The sequence below is a fragment of the Ruminococcus sp. RTP21198st1_G1_RTP21198_201120 genome, assembly GCF_040924265.1.
Lineage (GTDB): Bacteria > Bacillota > Clostridia > Oscillospirales > Ruminococcaceae > Hominimerdicola > Hominimerdicola aceti.
On sequence record NZ_JBCOMH010000015.1, the window covers coordinates 62,334 to 81,443 of the forward strand.

The 19,110-nt window shown below is 43.4% G+C and carries 20 protein-coding genes; 14 read left to right on the forward strand and 6 right to left on the reverse strand.

Annotation, left to right across the window (positions count from 1 at the left end; translation table 11 throughout):
- Window positions 1-15 precede the first annotated feature (15 nt).
- From AB5627_RS10660 to AB5627_RS10705, 10 genes are all read left to right on the forward strand, one after another.
- Window positions 16-1,992: a DHH family phosphoesterase gene (locus AB5627_RS10660; RefSeq protein ID WP_022287817.1), complete on the forward strand. Its 1,977-nt coding sequence runs from the start codon at window positions 16-18 to the stop codon at window positions 1,990-1,992.
- A 24-nt stretch (window positions 1,993-2,016) separates the two neighbouring features.
- A complete protein-coding gene (gene rplI, locus AB5627_RS10665; RefSeq protein ID WP_022287818.1) occupies window positions 2,017-2,463 on the forward strand; it encodes a 50S ribosomal protein L9 in 447 nt (148 codons plus the stop codon).
- A 2-nt stretch (window positions 2,464-2,465) separates the two neighbouring features.
- Window positions 2,466-3,827 (forward strand): replicative DNA helicase, encoded by a 1,362-nt coding sequence (gene dnaB / locus AB5627_RS10670; RefSeq protein ID WP_022287819.1) that lies wholly within the window; start codon window positions 2,466-2,468, stop codon window positions 3,825-3,827.
- A complete protein-coding gene (tilS, locus tag AB5627_RS10675) occupies window positions 3,817-5,145 on the forward strand; it encodes a tRNA lysidine(34) synthetase TilS (RefSeq protein ID WP_117892502.1) in 1,329 nt (442 codons plus the stop codon). Before dnaB ends, tilS begins: the two co-directional genes overlap by 11 nt.
- A gap of 99 nt (window positions 5,146-5,244) precedes the next feature.
- Entirely contained in the window at window positions 5,245-5,769 is a 525-nt protein-coding gene (hpt, locus tag AB5627_RS10680) for a hypoxanthine phosphoribosyltransferase (protein ID WP_022287821.1), read from the forward strand.
- Between the two features lie 38 nt (window positions 5,770-5,807).
- The gene (gene ftsH / locus AB5627_RS10685) at window positions 5,808-7,748 is read left to right on the forward strand and encodes an ATP-dependent zinc metalloprotease FtsH (RefSeq protein WP_265290670.1); all 1,941 of its coding nucleotides are present in this window, start codon (window positions 5,808-5,810) and stop codon (window positions 7,746-7,748) included.
- Window positions 7,749-7,866: 118 nt separating this feature from the next.
- Window positions 7,867-8,634, forward strand: coding sequence for a TIGR00282 family metallophosphoesterase (locus tag AB5627_RS10690; protein ID WP_022287823.1), 768 nt, complete (start codon window positions 7,867-7,869; stop codon window positions 8,632-8,634).
- A gap of 107 nt (window positions 8,635-8,741) precedes the next feature.
- The gene (locus AB5627_RS10695; protein ID WP_022287824.1) at window positions 8,742-9,002 is read left to right on the forward strand and encodes a stage V sporulation protein S; all 261 of its coding nucleotides are present in this window, start codon (window positions 8,742-8,744) and stop codon (window positions 9,000-9,002) included.
- 60 nt (window positions 9,003-9,062) lie between these two features.
- Window positions 9,063-9,761, forward strand: a complete 699-nt coding sequence (locus tag AB5627_RS10700) for an ABC transporter ATP-binding protein (RefSeq protein WP_022287825.1) — start codon at window positions 9,063-9,065, stop codon at window positions 9,759-9,761.
- Window positions 9,755-10,537, forward strand: a complete 783-nt coding sequence (locus tag AB5627_RS10705) for a hypothetical protein (RefSeq protein WP_022287826.1) — start codon at window positions 9,755-9,757, stop codon at window positions 10,535-10,537. The genes AB5627_RS10700 and AB5627_RS10705 overlap by 7 nt, the downstream gene beginning before the upstream one ends.
- Before the next feature lie 42 nt (window positions 10,538-10,579).
- Here AB5627_RS10705 and AB5627_RS10710 read toward each other — a convergent pair whose 3' ends face one another.
- Genes AB5627_RS10710 through AB5627_RS10725 form a run of 4 tightly spaced genes read right to left on the reverse strand, consistent with a single transcriptional unit; the run spans window position 10,580 to window position 13,008 of the window.
- Window positions 10,580-11,728 (reverse strand): zinc dependent phospholipase C family protein, encoded by a 1,149-nt coding sequence (locus AB5627_RS10710; protein ID WP_022287827.1) that lies wholly within the window; start codon window positions 11,726-11,728, stop codon window positions 10,580-10,582.
- A gap of 4 nt (window positions 11,729-11,732) precedes the next feature.
- Complete coding sequence (locus AB5627_RS10715; RefSeq protein ID WP_022287828.1) at window positions 11,733-12,338, reverse strand: flavin reductase family protein; 606 nt, start codon at window positions 12,336-12,338, stop codon at window positions 11,733-11,735.
- Window positions 12,338-12,703: a hypothetical protein gene (locus tag AB5627_RS10720; RefSeq protein ID WP_022287829.1), complete on the reverse strand. Its 366-nt coding sequence runs from the start codon at window positions 12,701-12,703 to the stop codon at window positions 12,338-12,340. Before AB5627_RS10720 ends, AB5627_RS10715 begins: the two co-directional genes overlap by 1 nt.
- Before the next feature lie 8 nt (window positions 12,704-12,711).
- On the reverse strand, window positions 12,712-13,008 hold the full coding sequence (locus AB5627_RS10725) for a hypothetical protein (RefSeq protein ID WP_022287830.1): 297 nt from the start codon (window positions 13,006-13,008) through the stop codon (window positions 12,712-12,714).
- 338 nt (window positions 13,009-13,346) lie between these two features.
- Between AB5627_RS10725 and AB5627_RS10730 the strand changes: the two genes are divergently transcribed.
- The 4 genes from AB5627_RS10730 to AB5627_RS10745 all read left to right on the forward strand — a co-directional run bounded on the left by AB5627_RS10730 (window position 13,347) and on the right by AB5627_RS10745 (window position 15,801).
- Window positions 13,347-13,886: a hypothetical protein gene (locus AB5627_RS10730; RefSeq protein ID WP_022287831.1), complete on the forward strand. Its 540-nt coding sequence runs from the start codon at window positions 13,347-13,349 to the stop codon at window positions 13,884-13,886.
- A gap of 18 nt (window positions 13,887-13,904) precedes the next feature.
- Complete coding sequence (locus tag AB5627_RS10735; protein WP_022287832.1) at window positions 13,905-14,417, forward strand: hypothetical protein; 513 nt, start codon at window positions 13,905-13,907, stop codon at window positions 14,415-14,417.
- A 152-nt stretch (window positions 14,418-14,569) separates the two neighbouring features.
- A complete protein-coding gene (locus AB5627_RS10740; protein ID WP_022287833.1) occupies window positions 14,570-15,085 on the forward strand; it encodes a hypothetical protein in 516 nt (171 codons plus the stop codon).
- Complete coding sequence (locus AB5627_RS10745; protein ID WP_022287834.1) at window positions 15,082-15,801, forward strand: NPXTG-anchored protein; 720 nt, start codon at window positions 15,082-15,084, stop codon at window positions 15,799-15,801. The genes AB5627_RS10740 and AB5627_RS10745 overlap by 4 nt, the downstream gene beginning before the upstream one ends.
- 106 nt (window positions 15,802-15,907) lie before the next feature.
- Here AB5627_RS10745 and AB5627_RS10750 read toward each other — a convergent pair whose 3' ends face one another.
- Both AB5627_RS10750 and AB5627_RS10755 read right to left on the reverse strand, forming a co-directional pair.
- A complete protein-coding gene (locus AB5627_RS10750) occupies window positions 15,908-16,774 on the reverse strand; it encodes a helix-hairpin-helix domain-containing protein (protein WP_022287835.1) in 867 nt (288 codons plus the stop codon).
- A gap of 6 nt (window positions 16,775-16,780) precedes the next feature.
- Entirely contained in the window at window positions 16,781-19,051 is a 2,271-nt protein-coding gene (locus tag AB5627_RS10755; protein ID WP_022287836.1) for a glycoside hydrolase family 3 C-terminal domain-containing protein, read from the reverse strand.
- Window positions 19,052-19,110: the final 59 nt, after the last annotated feature.

Consider the following 19,110-nt stretch of genomic DNA (forward strand, 5'->3'; position numbering starts at 1 on the left):
TGCAGGAGCTTTAAAATGAAAAGTAACAACGGATTACAGATCATAATAAGAATAACAGTGTGCGTTACCATGCTTTCGTCACTTATAGGCGCTTTTATGCTGCATTCTACTCCGTCTCACAGAGAGTCGGGCAGTGTGCTTATCCTAGTGTCTGTGGCGGCGGCTGTATTGTGGGTGCTTGAAGAAGTGGTTTTCCACAATCACACTCGCAAGTATGTGGCAAAGCTTTCCACGATGATCTCAAAGACGGAGAGAGATTCTCTCCTGAATTTTCCTGCTCCTGCTATAATAATCGACAGCGAAAACGTCATCGTGTGGTATAACAGACTTTTTGGCAGACAGGTCTACTCTGAGGAAGAGGCTTACGGCATTGACCTCACTGAGCTTATGAACATTGATATGGACAAGATATATTCCTCTGACGGCGACCTTGTGTGCATAAACGCCCATTTTTATAAGGCGAAGGCTATACACACCGATGTGAACGGTGAGCTTTCAATGGTCTATTTCAATGACGTTACCGATTATGTGGAGCTTGAATATGAGTTCAGAATGTCCCACAAGGCGGTAATAATCATAACTATCGACAACTTTGACGAGCTTATGTCAAATATCAGAGAGAGTGAAAAGGCTCACGTTGTTGTTGAGATAGAAAAGCTCATAGAGGAATTTTTGGAGAATACTACTGCGGTGTCAAAGAAAGTAGCAAGCGACAAGTTCTATGTTTATATGGAGGAACGCCACCTTGCACCTATAATCGAGCAGAGATTTAAGATACTCGAGCAGGCAAGAAAAATAGCCGTTGGCGAGCGTTCTAACCTTACATTGTCCATAGGTGTGGGCAGAGATGGTGCAAACCTTGCGGAGAGCGAGAAGTTTGCAAAGCAGGCTCTCGAAATGTGCCTTGGACGTGGCGGAGATCAGGCGGCTGTCAAGGAGGACGGTGAGTTCAAGTTCTTCGGCGGCATTTCTTCTGCACCTGACAAGAACAATAAGACCCGTATCCGTATGGTGGCAAAGGCTATGCTGGAGCTTATCTGCAACCACGATAAGGTGCTTATAATGGGTCATCGATTTGGCGACCTTGACAGCGTAGGCTCTGCAACAGGCTTCTGCTGTGCTATCAGAAACATGGTAAAAGAAGCTTACGTTGTGGTAGACCCTGAGCAGAATTTGTCGAAAACGCTTATAAATTATATAAATGAAAATGAGTCGGAGCATTATTACATAACCCCTCAGGAGGGTCTTGAAAGACTTGACGATAACACGCTTCTTGTGGTAACTGATACCCATAACCCTGCACTGGTGGAGTCAAAGGAGATACTTGCAAGGGCGAAAAATGTGGTAGTTATCGACCACCACAGAAGAATGGTGAACGGAATCGAGCCGACTATCATGTCGTTCTTAGAGCCGAATGCGTCATCAGCCTGCGAGCTTGTGACCGCTCTTATCGAGTATTTCGGTGAGGATTCCAACATCACAGTCCATGCGGCGGAAGCTCTGCTTGCGGGAATAATGCTGGATACAAAGAATTTCATTATGAAAACAGGCGTAAGCACTTTTGAAGCGGCAGCATTTTTGAAGAAAAAGGGCGCTGATACCATAGCTGTCAAAAAGCTTTTTGCAAACTCTATCGAGACTTATCATCAAAAATCGTCGCTTATAAACAGTGCTCACCTTTATAAAGAGTGTGCAGTGGCTTATACAGAGGAAAGCTTCTCTGAAATAAGGATAGCGGCTTCACAGGCGGCAGACGAGCTGCTTGGTATAACAGGCGTAAAAGCTTCGTTCGTTATCTATGAAACGAACGGTGTGATAAATATCTCTGCACGAAGCATGGGTGCTTGTAATGTGCAGATCGTCATGGAGTCTTTGGGTGGCGGCGGTCATCTTACTATGGCGGCAACTCAGCTCAACTGTTCAATGAATGAGGCGAGAAAGCGCCTTGCAGACGCCATTGACGAATACTGGGAAAATAATTCGCAGGAATAAAAAAAGAAAGGCAGAGTGAATAATATGAAAGTTATTTTGTTAAAAGATGTAAAGGGTTCAGGCAAGCAGGGAGATATCATCAACGTTGCAGACGGATATGCAAGAAATTTTCTTATCGGAAAGGGTCTTGCACTTGAAGCTACAGCTAAAAACCTTAATGACCTTGCAGGCAAAAAGGCTTCCGCTCAGCACAAGATAGATGTTGAAACAGCCGACAATAAAGCTATCGCAGAGAAAATAAAGGATAAGGAAGTTCTGGTAAAGGCTAAGGCAGGTCAGGGCGGAAAGCTCTTTGGCGCAGTTACAGCAAACGTTATTTCAGATTGCCTCAAGGCTCAGTATGGCGTTGTTATCGAGAAGAAGAAGATCAATCTTACAGCCGAGATAAAGGCTTTCGGTGACTATACTGCACAGATAAAGCTTACTCATGGCGTATCATGCAGCATTAAAGTAAAGGTCGTTGAGGAGTAATCATGGCTGATAATTTCCGTGGGCTTACCACAGGAGCGACCCTTGGCAGGGAGCTGCCATTTTCTCAGGAGGCTGAGGAAGCTGTTCTGGGAGGAGTTCTTCGTGATCCTTCGGTGCTTCCGAAGGTCATTGAGATACTAAAGCCTGAAAGCTTTTATCGTCCACAGCACCAGCAGCTTTTCACCATAATAGTGAGAATGTTCACCACAGGCAGCAAAGAGGACCTTATCACGGTAATTAATGAAGCCGTCACAATGGGTGTTTTTGAAACGTCTGCAATGGCTAAGAATTATCTTCTTGGTATTATGGAAATGGTGCCGTCAACGGATAATATCGAGAGCTATTGCAAGATAATCGAGGAAAAAGCAAGGGTAAGGTCGCTTATAAATGCCGCTAATCAGATTCTTGAAAAGGCGTATGACGGCGGTGAGGATTCTCAGACGCAGCTTGACGCTGCCGAGCAGTCTATATTTGAGATAAGACAGGGCAGAGATGTTCAGGGCCTTACACGAATAAGCGACGTTATCGTTGATACATTCGAGCATTTGCAGGAGATATCAGGTCCTGACGCAGGCGAACATCTTGGCGCAAAGACAGGCTTTGGCCAGCTTGACGCAATCACAACAGGTCTTAACAGAACTGACCTTATCATTATCGCTGCACGTCCTGCGATGGGAAAATCTGCATTTGCACTTAATATTGCGGTGAATACCTGCAAGGCGACAAAGCGTGACGTTGTTATATTCTCTCTCGAAATGGGTAAGGAACAGCTCGTGTCCCGTATGCTCGCTTCAGAGGCACTTGTTAATAATACCCTGCTTAGGTCGGGCAATCTTGAGCCTTCCGATTGGGAGAAGATAGCAGGTGCGGCAGATACGCTGTCACAGCTTCCTATATATTTTGATGACGGTGCAGGCTGTACAGTGCCGCAGATGAAAGCAAAGCTCAGAAGAATGAGAAATCTTGGACTTGTGGTCATCGACTACATACAGCTCATGCAATCAGCAAATAAAAACGCCAGCCGTGTTGAGGCGGTGTCTGAGATAACACGTTCCTTGAAGCTTATGGCTAAGGAGCTTAATGTGCCTGTTATCGCACTTTCACAGCTTTCCCGTAGCTCAGAGAAGCGTGACGATAAAAGACCTATCCTTTCAGACCTGCGAGAATCAGGTTCTATCGAGCAGGACGCTGATATCATCATGTTCCTCTATCGTGACGCTTACTACAGCGATGAGGGCGACAAGTCGGTGGCTGAGTGTATCGTTGCGAAAAACCGTCACGGACAGACAGATAAGGTGCAGCTTGGCTGGATAGGCGAATATACCCTGTTCAGAGGTCTTGATTTCAGGAGAGATGATGAATAATTTTCTTGTAAAGGTAGCTTCTACCATAGAGAAATTTAATATGGCAAATAAGAGCGAACGCTTGCTTGTGTGCCTCTCAGGAGGTGCCGACAGCGTTACGCTCCTTTTGTGTTTATATGAGCTGGGCTATGATGTATGCGCTTGTCATGTCAATCACCACCTCCGTGGGGAGGAAAGCGACAGAGATCAGCATTTTTGTGAAAAACTTTGCGAGAAGCTTGGGGTCGAGCTGAAGGTGTTTCATGCCGACGTTGTGGGTTATTGCAAGGAACATTCTGTATCCACTGAGGAGGGGGCAAGAAAGCTTAGATATGACTTTTTCGACAGTATCGGTGCAGACAAGATATGCACAGCACACAGTCTTTCGGATTGCCTTGAAACTGCCATATTCAACCTCGCAAGAGGTACAGGTCTGAAAGGTATTTGCGGAATACCGCCTGTGAGGGGAAATATCATAAGACCGCTTATAAATTGTACTCGTCAGGAAATAGAGGGCTTTCTTAAAGAGAGAGGACAGGACTTTGTTACTGACTCCACAAATCTTACTGACGATTATACCAGAAATAAGATTCGCCACCTTGTTGTGCCAAGGCTTGCGGAGCTTAATAGTTCGCTTTTTGGCTCATATTCCATGACAGCTGACAGGCTTAGAACAGACAGCGACTATCTTGAAAGTCAGGGGCTTGAAGCCTTTGAGAAAGCGGTCTTGCCAAAGGGTTATGACGCATTGTGTCTAAGACAGCTCCACGAAAGTGTACGCCGACGTGCAATAATGCACATTCTTGAGAAAGAGGGGCTTACTGTGAGCCATGACAGTATCGAGGATATCGACAGGCTGATACTTGACGTTGGCAAGGCGAACGTCAAGGGCGGAGTTTTTGCGGTCTGCTCAAAAGGTGTGCTCAGCTTTGTAAAGGGCGAGATGCTTGAAAACAGCACTATCAGGAGCGTTAATGTAAGCGGCGAGGGCGTTTATCAGTTCGGCAACAGGGAGATAGAGTTCAAAATCTATCCTTTTGACGGAAAAATCGCAAATGTTCATAAAAAGTTTGCAAATTGTTGTCTGGATTATGATAAAATAAAGGGTGAGATTGTTGTCGAAAATCGCAGAGAGGGCGAGAAGATACGCCTTGTGAACAGAGATTTTGACAGCGATGTGCGAAAGCTGGTGAACAAGTACTTCAGACTTGAGGACAGGAGCAGTGCCGTTATCCTAAAAGATAGTCAGGGCGTTGTTTTCGTTGAAGGAAGCGGTGCGGCTGAAAGGGTGAAGATAGACTCTGAAACCGTTAAAATATTGGCTTTTACCATAAAGTGAGATGAATATCACCCTAAGCTGAAAAGTTTTTTGTGTGAACTTGTATTTTTTCACTTTTCTGTCACATTGATAATATATAATCAGAGAGGTTGTTAGTTAATGAACAATATATCGGTTCTTTATTCTGAGGAAGAGCTTGCATTGTCTGTGAAAAAGCTTGGAGCAGAGATAACTGAAGAGTATAAAGGAAAAAAGCTTCTTGTTGTGTGCGTTCTTAAGGGAGCGTTCGTGTTTACTGCTGATCTTGTAAGAAGTATCGACAACGATATGCAGATCGCTTTTATTACTGCAAAGAGTTATGTTGGCACAAGCTCAACAGGAAATGTTTCAATTTCAGGAGATCATGATTTTATGGGTCTTGACCTGAGAGAGTGGGACGTTTTATTGGTTGAGGATATTCTCGACACAGGAAGAACGCTTTGCGAGTTAAAAAAGAAGTTTGCGTCAATGGGTGCGCCAAGTGTTAAGATAGCTGTTATGCTTGATAAGCCGTCAAGACGTGTTGCAGACATAACACCTGATTTCAAATGCTATGAGATCGAGGACAGATTCGTTGTTGGCTGTGGTCTTGATTATGATGAGAGATATAGAAATCTTCCTTTTATCGGTATAGTTTCCGAATAAGGAGCCAAATATAATACAGAACAAAAGGTTGTGATCGATTGAAAAAAAATAATAATGGAAAGACCCTGTTGATCTATCTGCTGGTATCGGTTGCCATAATCTGCGGATTGGTCTATATGCTAACAAGCATGAGCACAAAATCTTCCGACAAAAAATATTCGGAGATAATGGAACAGTTTGACAGCCTAAACGTGTCACAGTTTGAGCTTGACCTTGGCTCCGGGCAGCTTAAGTATAAGCTCAAGGGCGAGGATAAGGTATATAGTTATACAGTTCCAAATGTTTCACTGTTTGCAAATGAAGTCCTTGGCGGTGAGGACGCTGAGAACTATCGTAAGAAATACAATGCTGAAAATCCAGACGATCCTTTGCAGTATAATCTTATACCGATATCGGATAACAGCTTCTGGCTCAATCTGATACCGACGCTGCTTATGCTGGGCGTTATGATATTCTTCTTTGTGTTCATGATGAAGAATGCAGGCGGCGGAAAGATGTCATCTTTCGGAAAAACAAATGCCAAAATGGCGCCAAGCAGCAAGAAAGCTACCTTTGATGATGTTGCAGGTGCAGACGAGGAAAAGGAAGAACTTAAGGAGATCGTTGATTTTCTCCGTGATAATAAGAAGTATACCGAGATAGGTGCGAGAATACCTAAGGGCGTTCTGCTCCTCGGCCCTCCGGGTACAGGTAAAACGCTTCTCGCAAGAGCCGTTGCAGGCGAAGCAAAAGTTCCATTCTTTTCGATCTCAGGTTCTGACTTCGTTGAGATGTTTGTGGGCGTCGGTGCTTCAAGAGTAAGAGATCTTTTTGAGCAGGCTAAGAAAAACGCTCCTGCTATCATCTTTATAGACGAGATCGACGCAGTGGGCAGACAGAGAGGCGCAGGCCTTGGCGGCGGTCATGACGAGCGTGAGCAGACCCTTAACCAGCTTCTTGTTGAAATGGACGGCTTTGAGGATAACGATTCTGTTATTGTTATGGCTGCAACAAACAGACGTGATATACTTGACCCTGCACTTCTTCGTCCGGGCAGATTTGACCGACAGATACTTGTGGGCTATCCTGACGTTAAGGGCAGAGAAGCTATACTGAAAGTTCACACAAGAAACAAGCCGCTCGCTCCTGATGTTGACCTTGAAACTATTGCAAAATCAACTGTGGGCTTTACAGGTGCAGACCTTGAAAACCTTGTGAACGAGGCTTCGCTCCTTGCGGCAAGAAAGAATAAAAAGGCTATCACCAAAGATGAGCTTGAGGAAGCTTCTATCAAGGTTGTGGCAGGTCCTGAGAAAAAGTCTAAGGTCATCACAGAGGACGAAAAGAAGCTTACCGCTTATCACGAGGGCGGTCATGCACTCTGCACATACTACAGCAAATCACAAGATAAAGTTCATCAGGTATCTATCATACCTAGAGGTCAGGCTGGCGGTTTCACAATGAGCCTGCCTGTCAAGGATAAATCTTATGTTAGCAAGAACGAGATGTACGAAAATATCGTGGTTCTTCTTGGCGGACGTGTTGCTGAAAAGCTGATCCTTGACGACATCTCAACAGGCGCTTCAAATGACCTTGAGAGAGCTACTTCCACAGCTAGAAACATGGTAACACGCTACGGCTTCAGTGACAATCTTGGTCCAGTTGTATACGGTCAGGGCGATCATGAAGTATTTCTTGGCAGGGATTACACTAATACGCCAAGCTATTCCGATAACGTTGCGGCTGAGATCGATAATGAGATAAGAACTCTTATTGAAAGTGCATTTACTGACGCTGAAAAGATACTCAACGAGCATATGGATAAGCTTCATGTTGTGGCTAAGTATCTTATGAAATATGAAAAGGTTGACGGTGCAACATTTGAGAAGCTTATGAATGGCGAGCTTACAGAGAGCGAGTTCATGGGCGAACCTGATAAAACACCAGAAATCCAGGATACTCCTGAGATAGTTGATGATATTTCAGTTGACGATAATTGATATGAAAGATCAGACGTGTAAAAGCGTCTGATTTTTTTGTGATGTCTGCTTGATTTTGCAGTAAGGATAGTGTATAATAAGGGTAACTGTAAAATGCAGTATAGAACGGAGATAGCAAATGAATTTACTTTTTATCGGAGATGTTGTGGGACAAAGCGGCTGCGATTTTCTTGAAAGCAGAATGTATAAGCTGAAGCGTGAATATGATATAGATGTGACCGTAGTGAACGGTGAAAATTCTGCTCAGGGCAATGGTATCACACCGCAGTCTTACAGACAGCTTCTCAATATAGGTGCTGACGTTGTAACGACAGGAAATCATTCTTTCAGACGACGTGAGGCTGAGGAGCTTTATGACACAAACGAGCAACTATTAAGACCTGCCAATTACCCTGAGGGTGTTATGGGTCATGGTGTGACTTATATCGATATGTGTCCTTATAAGATAGCCGTGGTAAATCTTATGGGAACGATGTATATGGAAGCAGTGGAAAATCCTTTCAACTATGTTGACAAGCTTCTTGAAAGCATTGATACGCCTAATATAATCGTTGATTTTCATGCGGAGACAACTTCTGAGAAAAAGGCTATGGGCTTTTATCTGCAAAAACGATGCACTGCTGTGCTTGGCACGCATACCCATGTTCAGACGGCTGATGAAATGATCTTAGGCGGACATACCGCCTATATCACCGATGTTGGAATGACAGGCCCTGAGCTTTCCGTACTTGGGGTAGACAGTGATATAGTCATAAATAAGTTCAAATATCTCACCCCTGTGAGGTTTTCAGAAAGCACAAACGATTGCTTTATAAACGGAGTTGTGGTAAAATTTGATGAAAAATCGGGAAAAGCAACAAATATACAGCGTGTTATTAAGCGATAATAACGAAAAGTATTAATAAAGCTTGAAATTTTATTATGTATGTAGTATAATATAGTGTGTATAATAAGTGGGGTAAATTCTTTGAATTTACTTATGGAGGTATTCAAGTGGAAATTCTAAAGGTTTCTTCAAGGTCTGTCCCTAATTCGGTGGCAGGAGCAGTTTCGGGCGTTATCCGTGACAGCGGTGCAGTTGAGGTACAGGCAGTGGGCGCAGGCGCAGCCAATCAGGCGATCAAGGCTATAGCAATCGCAAGGGGCTATCTTGCACCATTGGGCATTGATCTTATTTGTATCCCTGCATTTGCAAGCGTTTTGATCGACGGTGAGGAAAGAACTGCGATCAAGCTTATTTGTGAAGAAAGATAATAATGCGGCAGCAAGGCGTGTTAAAGTCTTGCTGCTTTTTGCTACAAAGGAGGGGACAGCATGGAAACTGTTTTGCAGACTTATGGGCTTACAAAGCAGTATGGAAGCTTTACAGCGCTGAGCAATCTTGACCTTGCGCTGGAGAGGGGTAAAATTATCGGTCTGCTAGGGCCGAACGGAAGCGGAAAAACAACATTTATCAAGCTTTGCTGTGGACTTATAAAACCTACGGCAGGGGATATACTCATATGCGGAATGCCTATTGGCGTGGAAACTAAAAAAGTGGTTTCCTATCTGCCTGACAGAAATTTCATACCTGACGATATGAAAGTAAATGAGATGATTAGGTTTTTTCAGGATTTTTACAGCAATTTCAATGTAGCAAAGGCTCAGGATATGATGAACAGGCTGGGGATAAACCCTGCGGCAAAGTTCAAGACAATGTCAAAGGGTACAAAAGAAAAGGTGCAGCTTTGTCTTGTTATGAGCCGTGAGGCTGACGTTTATCTTCTTGATGAGCCAATTGCAGGCGTTGATCCTGCGGCGAGAGATTATATTCTCAACACCATAATTTCAAATTACAATGAGCGGGCGGCTGTGGTAATTTCCACCCACCTTATTGCAGATATCGAACCTGTTCTTGACGACGTGGTGATGATACAAAATGGTATGCTAAGGCTGCATAAATCTGTTGACGCTATCCATAACGAAACCGGCAAGTCTGTGGATCAGCTTTTCAGGGAGGTGTACAGATGTTAGGCAAGCTTTTGAAATATGAGCTTAAACGCTCGGCAAGAAAGTTTTTCCCTCTTGTGGTGGGATATATGATAGTTGCACTGATATTTTCTCTTATGCTCCGTTATGGTGAGAGCGTTAAAAACCCTAATTTTCTGATGATATTCATTGTTGTGAGCATTGCCTATGGTATTGCCGTGGGGGCTTTGTTCACTGTGGGTTTTACCATATCGTTGACGAACTTTCACAAGACCCTTTTCACTGACGAGGGCTATCTTATGCTGACAATACCTGTCAAGCCATATTATCACATTTTCACAAAGTTCATCTCTTCTGTTATATGGTCGGCGGCAAGCATGATCGTTTTTGTGCTTTCGCTGTTGCTTATCGACCCAACAGAGTATCTTGACTCTGTTGGAGATTTTATAAACGCTTTGGGCAACGGCTTTGCTGAAGAACCGCTCACTTCGTTTCTGATATGCCTGTATACTCTGACGCTGTTTGCAGGCTTGCAGATATTCTTATATTTTGTTATCTCCCTTTCAAACTGTTTCAAGCATAAAGTTCTTGTAGGCTTTGCCATAATCTTCGCTTGCAATATGTTATCCTCGATGATAAGCAATCTGGCAGGCGACCTTTCTCTGTGGAATATGCTCTTTATGCCAACGTCACGCTTGCCCGATACAGAAGTGGCATTTAACCTAAGACTTGTGTTTATGACAATGTATCAGTTCGCATATATCTTGGCATATTTCCTGTTGACTAACTTTATAATAACACGCAAACATAATTTGCAGTAAAAAAAGGCAGACGATGAGTCTGCCTTTTTTGTGTTGTGATCTTTAGTTAAGTATCCAAATCTGAGTTGAGTTTTCAGGCTCAAGGTCAGCGAAGGAGAGCTTTCCGCCCTTTGAGTTTGCAAGCACCTTTACATAGTCTGTGGACTCAGTGGATATTCTGAAACGTCTTTTTCCCAGCGCAGTGACCCTGAACTGAACAGGCTTGCCGTCTATTTTCAGATAGTCATAGCCCTTGCATGAAGCGTTTACATATCCGCCGTCGCCTATCTTTAAACCGAATGTGCCGTCCTCTGTAAGACAGACCGTCAGCTTCTGTTCAAGCTCCTTGTCAGGTTTTTCAAGCTGCAATCCCTTAGGGGTAACAGTGAGGATAAGTCCCGATATCTCGTTTTTGAATGTGTAAGCCTTGCCGTCAAGTATGTAATTCCCTGCGTCAGAGGTGCAATCGTCATAGAATTTCAGAAGAAGCGCTGTGACATTCTGCTGTGTGACCGGCAGAGTGTTCTTTGCAACGTCATCAAAAGCTCTTGGGTCAAGGTGAGAAATGGTGTCAACGAACTTGCCTGCGTATTTTACAAGCTTGTTTGAAGCCTCGCCAAAGTTATCCTTGCCGTAGTATTTCAGCAGGCGCTTGTCGAAGCTGTCGGCTGTGTGTCTTGTGCAGGTGGTGGAAACGTGCTTCTCAAAAGCGTAATGCACGTTGTTTGCCTTGTCCTGATATTTCATGTTTGCAACGTGAACAGTGCATCCCATGTCTGAAATAAAATGTGCGGCTCTGCCGAGAACACGCATGGCGTTTTTTATGTCACCGCTTTTGTAAAGAGATACTGCGGCGGTGTAGTTTTCTTCGAGGCAAGTTCTTGCGCTCACTGCAAGGTCACCAAAGCGGTTGCGGTAATAGCCGTTAGTTTCAGGAAGCTCCTTGCCCTTTGGATTAACGCAGGAGTAATAATGCTTGCCATGACCCTTGTCCATATCGTTTTCATCGTCAGGCTGTGTGCAGCCCTTGAGTATCTCGCTGTGATAGTCTTTATAGAATGTCACCTGCTTCTGCTTTTTCTCCTTTTCCAGAAGTGCAAGTGATTTTTTCACAATGTCCTCGTGAGTAGTGCCGCTCCATGCGTACGCTTTGATAGGTCTGAGCCTGTAGCATACAGCCAGCGCAACTGCGGCTGTGAGAATTTTTTTCATAACTCTATTTTCCTTTTCTGATATTTTTGTTGTTTTTCTTTTTCCTTACTGAGTAGCCGAACGTGCCAAGCTTTTTGCCAAGACCGTAATACTCTCCGTGAGCGTAGGCAAGAAGCCCCGCTTTGTCAAGGCAAAGCTTTCCTTTTTCGTCAAGCAATTCTTTTGCAACGTCAAGCCCCACAATGTCCGCAATGAACATATCATGTGTACCAAGGCTCACGATCTCTCTTATTTTGCACTCGATATTCACAGGGGACTGGGCCAGCAAAGGTGCAGATACCTTTGCGGACGGTTCTGCGGTAAGGTGCATTCCCTTGAACTTATCCACTTTTCTGCCGGTTTTCACACCGCACCAATCCACAGCTTTCACAAGCTCTCTGGTCGGCAGATTTATGACGAACTCACCGCTTTGAGTGATAAGCTCATGGGAATATCTCTCAGGTCTGACGGAGATGTAGGTAACAGGCGGCTGAGTGCAGAGAATGCCTGTCCACGCAACTGTGAACACATTGGGTTTATCCATACTGCCGCAGGTAACGAGAGTTGGTGGCAGGGGAGAGGTTATGACGCTGCCTTTCCACTGCTCCTTGGTGTATTTTGTGTACTCCATTATTTCACGCCTTTCTCGTTGTCGAGTCCAAAATTATGTACTCGTCTGTATATTTTGTCATAGTCCTTATAAAGAAGCTGAGTCTGATTTTCAAGAAAATAGTAGTGCTTTATATAAGGCACAAGCAGTACGAGAAACGCAATGGCAAGGGGTATGAGTATCATGACCTGCCAAACTGCAATGGCAATGAACGTCATGACAGTACAAAGTGCAAAAAGCACCGTCACGATAAGATGTATCAGCCGTTCGTGCTGAAAAAAAGCGATATGTTCTTTGTGATAATCAAGGAGCTTTGCAAAGTCGCAGTCTTTATCCTCAAGACAGCTTGCAACAAAACTGCGGTAACGCTTGAAATATTCCGTCATGATATCACCTACAGTTCAATAAACTCAGCGTCCTGTATCTCAAGGTCACGGAGCTTGGTCTTGTATGAATTTTTCTTTTTAAGAGCCGCACGTTCCTGCTCTTTTTTCTTGACGTCCTTTGCAACTGTCATAAGCATTATATTGTCGATAGTTTTATAGTGCTTTGAAACACGCTGAGCAAAGCTTTTGCGCTTTGCAGGCTTTTTCTTTTTGCCGTCAAAAATAATGGCAAGAACAACGGATATCGTCATTGCGATAATAGTTTTCTCTGCATTTGAGTTCACAGAGATAACTCCTTTTTTCATACTATCACCATTCCTTCTGCCTGAGTTTTCCTATCAGGATAACAACATATAAAGTTATTATACTATATTATCCCGAAGATTTCAAGTATTATCTATTAATAAAAAAGTAACGGTGTTATTATAAGAGCTATCGTTTTTGTTGTGCTTTAACGGTCACGGAGATGTTGGACTGTCAAAAAATGAATGCCATATGTATCAAAAAAAACTACCGCTTGTGCATTATTTTTACCACTTGTGCAAATGTTGTTGACTTTTTGTTAATAACAATGTATGATTATTGTGAACATTAATGCTATTTAGCAGGAATGTCTGGCTAATGCACAAGCAGGAGGAAAATGATGGAGAATAATGAGAACAAAGCAAAAAAACAAAGGATCATAATAGCCTCACTTATTTTGGGCATGATGTTTTGCATAGGCATTACGATTTGGGCTGTGTTTTTCAGAAAGTCAGAAACAAAATCTCTTGTACCTGATTATGCACCTCAGCAGACAGAGCAGAATGCTGAACCTTTGGAGGACAACAGCAGAAGTCTTGATGTGCCTGAGGGTGGCGGAGGAATTTCTCTTGAATACGAAAATACAGTGAATATCAAGCTTTCTGATAAAACAGCTTATTTTAGTTATAAGCATCCAAGCAGTTCAACTCAGGATATCGTGCTTTGTATCGAGGTAAATGGTGAGATCATCGCACGCTCAGGTACCATAAAACCAGGTAATCAGCTTAAAACGCTTCCTTTGCTTGAGGGCGAGGCGGACAAACTTAGTGAAGGCACTTATACAGACGCAAATTTTAGAGTTTTAAGTTATGATCCGCAATCAGGTGAAAAAGCAATGGTCGATACGGTGGCAAAAATAACTGTCACTGTGGAAAAATAAATAACGGAGGAATTTATCATGAAAAACAAATTTGCGATCATTGCCGCATTAGTGCTTGCAAGCACTAGCGTGGTTACAGCATATGCGGTAAATTCAGAAAAAAATGACGGCAGCGAACCAACAAATATCAAGGTTACAGGAAGCTATATTGATTCCAAGTCAACGACAATGTCTGTGGACGTTGAGTGGGAGGAAATGAATTTTACCTACTTTGGCGGACATAAGGTATGGGATCCTGAAACACATAGCTATACCACAGAGTCTGCATGCTGGTGGGATGAGCCTAAGGAGATAACTGTAACAAACCATTCAAATTCGGCTATTAAAGCACAGTTGAATTTTGCATCAAAGGTCGAAGGACTTAACGGCATGTTTGATGAAGATGTTATTTTATTGGAAACAGCCGAAGGCACTGCTGTTGACGCCGCACCTAAAGATTCAACATATTTCAGTGTAAGTGGAGCAGGGATAGAAACAAACAATACGGATCTTGGCACTATCACAGTAACGATCTCTGAAGACATTCAGTAAGTAACTGACGCAATGGTTGCTTCTACCCATGTTGATACAACTCTTTATTATGTAACAGGATCAAATGGAGCATGGAGGGTAGTAAGAAACAATGATATTGGGATTGTACCGATAGTGTAATTAAAAAAAGTATTCATATCAGGGGGCTTATGATGGATAAGCAAAAAAATGACGGGAAGCTGATCGTATCAGTGCTTATGATCTGTTTTGCAGTTACCATTGGCGTGATGATATTTGCATTGTGCCGTCCAAATGATAAAAAAAGTGCAGAATTTACTCCACCGCCTTTTGAAAGCACAGCACAGCATGGCAATCCTGAGGTTTCAGAAAATTTAGGCTATAGCTCTCCGAACAGAGATGATATGAGCTATGATTTTGCGGTGTGTGGAAACGTCACTATGGAAGGCGACAAGGCAATAGTATATCTTACAAATATCGAGGGCAACAATGCCTGGATAAAGCTCAGAGTGTTTGACGAACAGGGAAATATGCTTGGAGAAACGGGTCTTATCAAGCCAAACGAGTATGTGAAATATGTTACGCTCTCAAAGACGCCGGAGGTCGGTACAAAGATAAAGCTTAAGATCATGGGTTACGAGCCGCACACTTATTATAGTGCAGGTGCGGCTTCCTTGAATACACAGATAGGGGGTCAAATAGACCAATGAAAAAAATGACTTCATTTCTTGCTCTTGTGCTTGCATTAAGCATACCTTCTGGTGCTTATGCAGCCGAGGCAAAGCTTGATGATAATAATACAACTGCAAATGGAAATGTTTATGCGGTCTATACAGAAGATGTTCCATGGAACAGTGTGCCTGTTGACGACGATGGAAATGCTGTTATTGATTTTCCAGATGGCACAAGCGTGAAGATCGAGAATGCCGATAAAGATAAAAATCTTGTGGTGGATCAGGTCACAGAGAAAGAAGCTCTTGACTGGTTAAACAGCGTCATGGGAAAAAAGTCTGAAAACACCGTAGCATTTCATATTTATTACATTGACGGAGATTCTATTCTGCCGGCAAATGGAATAAAGGTAACGATAAACATAGACAAAGATCAGGTAAATTCCGTTAAAGCTGATGGTACAGTAAGCAGTCTTAAATGCGAAGAGTCTGATGCAGAAATATCCTTTGTCACAGACGATGCACCTTTCTATGTCCTTGGTACAAAAACACCTGAAAGTTCATCAGATATATCACCAGACAGCACTGGTAAAAAAGATGATAGCTTACAAAACAGTTCACAGACAGCAGTTCAAAATGTAAACAAAGACGGTGATAAGTCACCTAACACAGGCTTAGGAGCAGGTGCAGCATTGACAATGTTGCTGCTTGGTGCCGTTGCCGTAAGCGTGTCAAAAAGAACAAAGGATAAATGATCTGATATTCATAAGGCTCGCCGTTTGCATTGGCGTTATTAAGCAAAAAAGACTCGCACGAAATTGTGCGAGTTCTTTTTTTATGTAGCAGATATATAAAATACAGTTATATTTCAATATAATCCCAAAGCTCGGAAACAAGTTTTTCTGTAAAGCCCTTGCACAAAAGAAGCTCGTTAGGGCTTTCGTAATAGGATATAAGCTCACGAAGTTCTATGACAGCATTCGCCTTGTCCATATCAATTAGCAGCTTGTCTGATATCTCCTGAGCGTCAGCCTTGTTTATGTTCACTTTCTGCCTGACTTTCTCAGTAGTTTCAGCCGTTGTAACAGTTTGCTCCTCTGTGGCCGGAGGCTCTGTTACAGTATCAGCAGGGATTTCTGTCTGAACAGGCTGAGTTTCTGCGACTTTCGTTTCCTGCGGCATATCATGGTAGTCTGCACTGTCAACATAAAAATAGCCTTTGAGAAGTTCAAGTGTAGAGTCTCCGATGCCGTTTACTTCAAGAAGCATATCCATGTTGCTGATAACACCAACTCTGTCACGATATGCTATTATCCTGTCGGCTGTTACCTCGCCTATGCCGCTCACCGCCATAAGCATTTCCTTATCAGCCTTGTTTATGTCAGCAGGAAATCTGTATTCCTCTTTTGTTTCAGCAATACTGCTTGTGACGGCTTTTGATGTCACTGTTTTCTTTGTGGTGTGTGCCTTTGCAGTCTTGCTAATGACCTTTTCACTGCCTGAATTGTCCACCTTGTCAGCCTGAGAGCTGTCAGCAGGCGGTGTGAGTATCACCACATCATCACGCTGTGGTCTGTTAACAAGTGCAGAAGCGATCGCTGTAGTAATGGCGATCGCAACTGCGATCAAGCCTACGAAAAGTTTTATTCTGCTTGTTTCTACTTTTGAAGCATCATTTTCTGTCACATTCGATTTTTCGTCTTTGTTGCTGTCTAACTTGCTGTCCATAATTGATTATTTTTCTGCAAGCATTTCGTTGAGATTTTCCACCATTTCTGACATCTTCGCTCTTGTGATGTCTGGAACATTTGTAAATGTAACAAGGGTTCTCAGTGGCATATCTCTTATCATTGCTTCCATCATTTCCTTTGCAGAAGCGCCAAGATCGTCGGAAGCCGTGTCGCCAAAACCGCAGTCTATTTTGCTTAAAATGTCCTCGAACATAGCTCTTCCCTCTGGGATAGAATTTATCTCGCCACAGGTGGTGTTCAAGGTGAAATGCACTGGGAGTTTTGTATCGGAAGATACATAAACAGAAGTCGAAAGTCTGATATCTCTTGAAGAAGAGCCTGCCTCGATAATAAACTCACCATATTCAACGAACCAATCGTGTATATCAGGCTCGTAGTATGCAAATGAACGCTTATCAAGGTGGAACACAGCCTTTTTGGTCTCGCCAGCTTTAAGGAAAAGCTTTTCAAAGCCCTTAAGCTCACGGACAGGTCTGCGCACTGAGCTTTCCTTGTTGGAAACGTAAAGCTGAACGATCTCCATACCATCTCTGTCGCCTGTGTTTGTTACGTCCACCATGACCGTCAGGGTCTTGTCGTCTTTTATCTCGTTTTCTGAAACAGTAAGATTGCTGTATTCAAAGGTTGTGTATGAAAGTCCGTGACCAAATGGGAACAGTGGCTTTATGCCCTTTTCATCATAATATCTGTAGCCCACGAAAATTCCCTCGGTATAGTCAACATCGTCCATATTTCCCGGGAAATTAAGATAAGACGGATTATGTGAAAGCTTTTCAGGGAAAGTTTCCGCAAGCTTTCCGCTAGGGTTAGCTTCGCCAAAAAGCAGGGCCTTTTCTGCAGTGCCGATGTTCTGTCCGCCAAGATACATTTCAAGTATGCCCTTCACCTTATCTGCAAACGGCATTTCAACAGCCGAGCCGTTGTGGAGAACGATAACAACGTTTTCATTTACCTTAGCAACTTCATCAATAAGCTTGAGCTGACAATCAGGCATTCTCATATGCTTTCTGTCAAAGCCCTCAGACTCAAAGCTTTCGGGCAGACCTGCGAAGATAACGGCAACATCACTGTTCTTGGCAAGCTCCACAGCTTCATCGAGAAGCTCGTCAACAGTTTCGTCACGGTCGGTGACGAAGCCCTGTGCGTATGTGATATTATCCATGCCCTTGACAGCTTCAAGAGCAGATGTCACCTTAAATGAATTTATGTGAGAGCTTCCACCGCCCTGATAACGTGGCTTGTCGGCAAATTCGCCAATGAAAGCTATCTTTGCAGACTTGTCAAGCGGCAGTATCTTATCATCATTTTTGAGCAGTACCGCACATTCAGACTCTATCTTGCCTGCAAGCTCATGCTGTTTTTCTTTATCCCACTTTGTTGCAGGGGCATAGCCGTCCTCGGCTTTCTGAATAAGCGTAAGCACGTTTCTCACAGCCTTGTCAAGGTCTTTCATTGAAAGTGAGCCGTTGTTTACGGCTTCTATGATAAGCTCGTCATTCTTGCCGTTGCTGGTAGGCATCTCAAGGTCAAGACCTGCGGCAACGCCAAGAGGTCTGTCATCAACTGCGCCCCAATCGCTAACTACAAGTCCTTCATAGCCCCATTCGTTTCTGAGTATATCAGTGAGCAGGAGCTTGTTCTGCGAGGAATATTCGCCGTTTATGCGGTTGTATGAACACATCACTGTCCAAGGCTTTGCTTCCTTGACTGGTGTTTCAAAGGCACTTAAATATATCTCATGGAACGTTCTCTCATCAACGTTAGCAGAATAGCTCATACGTCTTGTTTCCTGATTGTTCATGGCAAAGTGTTTAAGGGAAGTTCCTACGCCCTTGCTCTGAACGCCCTTTATGTGTGCTGTGGCAAGCTGTGAAGCAAGATAAGGGTCTTCTGAGAAGTATTCAAAGTTTCTGCCGCAAAGTGGTGAACGCTTTATGTTACAGCCAGGGCCAAGTATAACGGAAACGTCCTCAGCCTGACACTCCTCGCCAAGAGCCTTGCCGAGAGTTGTAAGCAGCTTTCTGTCAAAAGAGCAGGCAAGTGCGCAGGCACATGGGAAGCATACTGCCTTGATAGCTTCGTTAGGATTGTCTGTATCATCACGCATTTTTCTAAGTCCGTGAGGGCCGTCAGACACCATTATGCTTGGTATATCCAGCCTTTTTATTTCCTCAGTGTGCCAGAAGTCAGAGCCTGAGCACAATGAAGCTTTTTCTTCAAGTGTGAGTTCCTTCAAAATCTTGTCTATGTTCATTGTGAAAACCTCTTTTCTATAAAACTATAGTTTGATTGTAACACAATTTTCTATGAAAT

Coding starts and splice junctions, on each gene's coding strand:
- AB5627_RS10660 (WP_022287817.1), top strand. CDS start 16: ATGAAAAGTAACAACGGATTACAGATCATAATAAGAATAACAGTGTGC.
- rplI (WP_022287818.1), top strand. CDS start 2,017: ATGAAAGTTATTTTGTTAAAAGATGTAAAGGGTTCAGGCAAGCAGGGA.
- dnaB (WP_022287819.1), top strand. CDS start 2,466: ATGGCTGATAATTTCCGTGGGCTTACCACAGGAGCGACCCTTGGCAGG.
- tilS (WP_117892502.1), top strand. CDS start 3,817: ATGATGAATAATTTTCTTGTAAAGGTAGCTTCTACCATAGAGAAATTT.
- hpt (WP_022287821.1), top strand. CDS start 5,245: ATGAACAATATATCGGTTCTTTATTCTGAGGAAGAGCTTGCATTGTCT.
- AB5627_RS10690 (WP_022287823.1), top strand. CDS start 7,867: ATGAATTTACTTTTTATCGGAGATGTTGTGGGACAAAGCGGCTGCGAT.
- AB5627_RS10700 (WP_022287825.1), top strand. CDS start 9,063: ATGGAAACTGTTTTGCAGACTTATGGGCTTACAAAGCAGTATGGAAGC.
- AB5627_RS10705 (WP_022287826.1), top strand. CDS start 9,755: ATGTTAGGCAAGCTTTTGAAATATGAGCTTAAACGCTCGGCAAGAAAG.
- AB5627_RS10710 (WP_022287827.1), bottom strand. CDS start 11,728: ATGAAAAAAATTCTCACAGCCGCAGTTGCGCTGGCTGTATGCTACAGG.
- AB5627_RS10715 (WP_022287828.1), bottom strand. CDS start 12,338: ATGGAGTACACAAAATACACCAAGGAGCAGTGGAAAGGCAGCGTCATA.
- AB5627_RS10720 (WP_022287829.1), bottom strand. CDS start 12,703: ATGACGGAATATTTCAAGCGTTACCGCAGTTTTGTTGCAAGCTGTCTT.
- AB5627_RS10725 (WP_022287830.1), bottom strand. CDS start 13,008: ATGAAAAAAGGAGTTATCTCTGTGAACTCAAATGCAGAGAAAACTATT.
- AB5627_RS10730 (WP_022287831.1), top strand. CDS start 13,347: ATGGAGAATAATGAGAACAAAGCAAAAAAACAAAGGATCATAATAGCC.
- AB5627_RS10735 (WP_022287832.1), top strand. CDS start 13,905: ATGAAAAACAAATTTGCGATCATTGCCGCATTAGTGCTTGCAAGCACT.
- AB5627_RS10740 (WP_022287833.1), top strand. CDS start 14,570: ATGGATAAGCAAAAAAATGACGGGAAGCTGATCGTATCAGTGCTTATG.
- AB5627_RS10745 (WP_022287834.1), top strand. CDS start 15,082: ATGAAAAAAATGACTTCATTTCTTGCTCTTGTGCTTGCATTAAGCATA.
- AB5627_RS10750 (WP_022287835.1), bottom strand. CDS start 16,774: ATGGACAGCAAGTTAGACAGCAACAAAGACGAAAAATCGAATGTGACA.
- AB5627_RS10755 (WP_022287836.1), bottom strand. CDS start 19,051: ATGAACATAGACAAGATTTTGAAGGAACTCACACTTGAAGAAAAAGCT.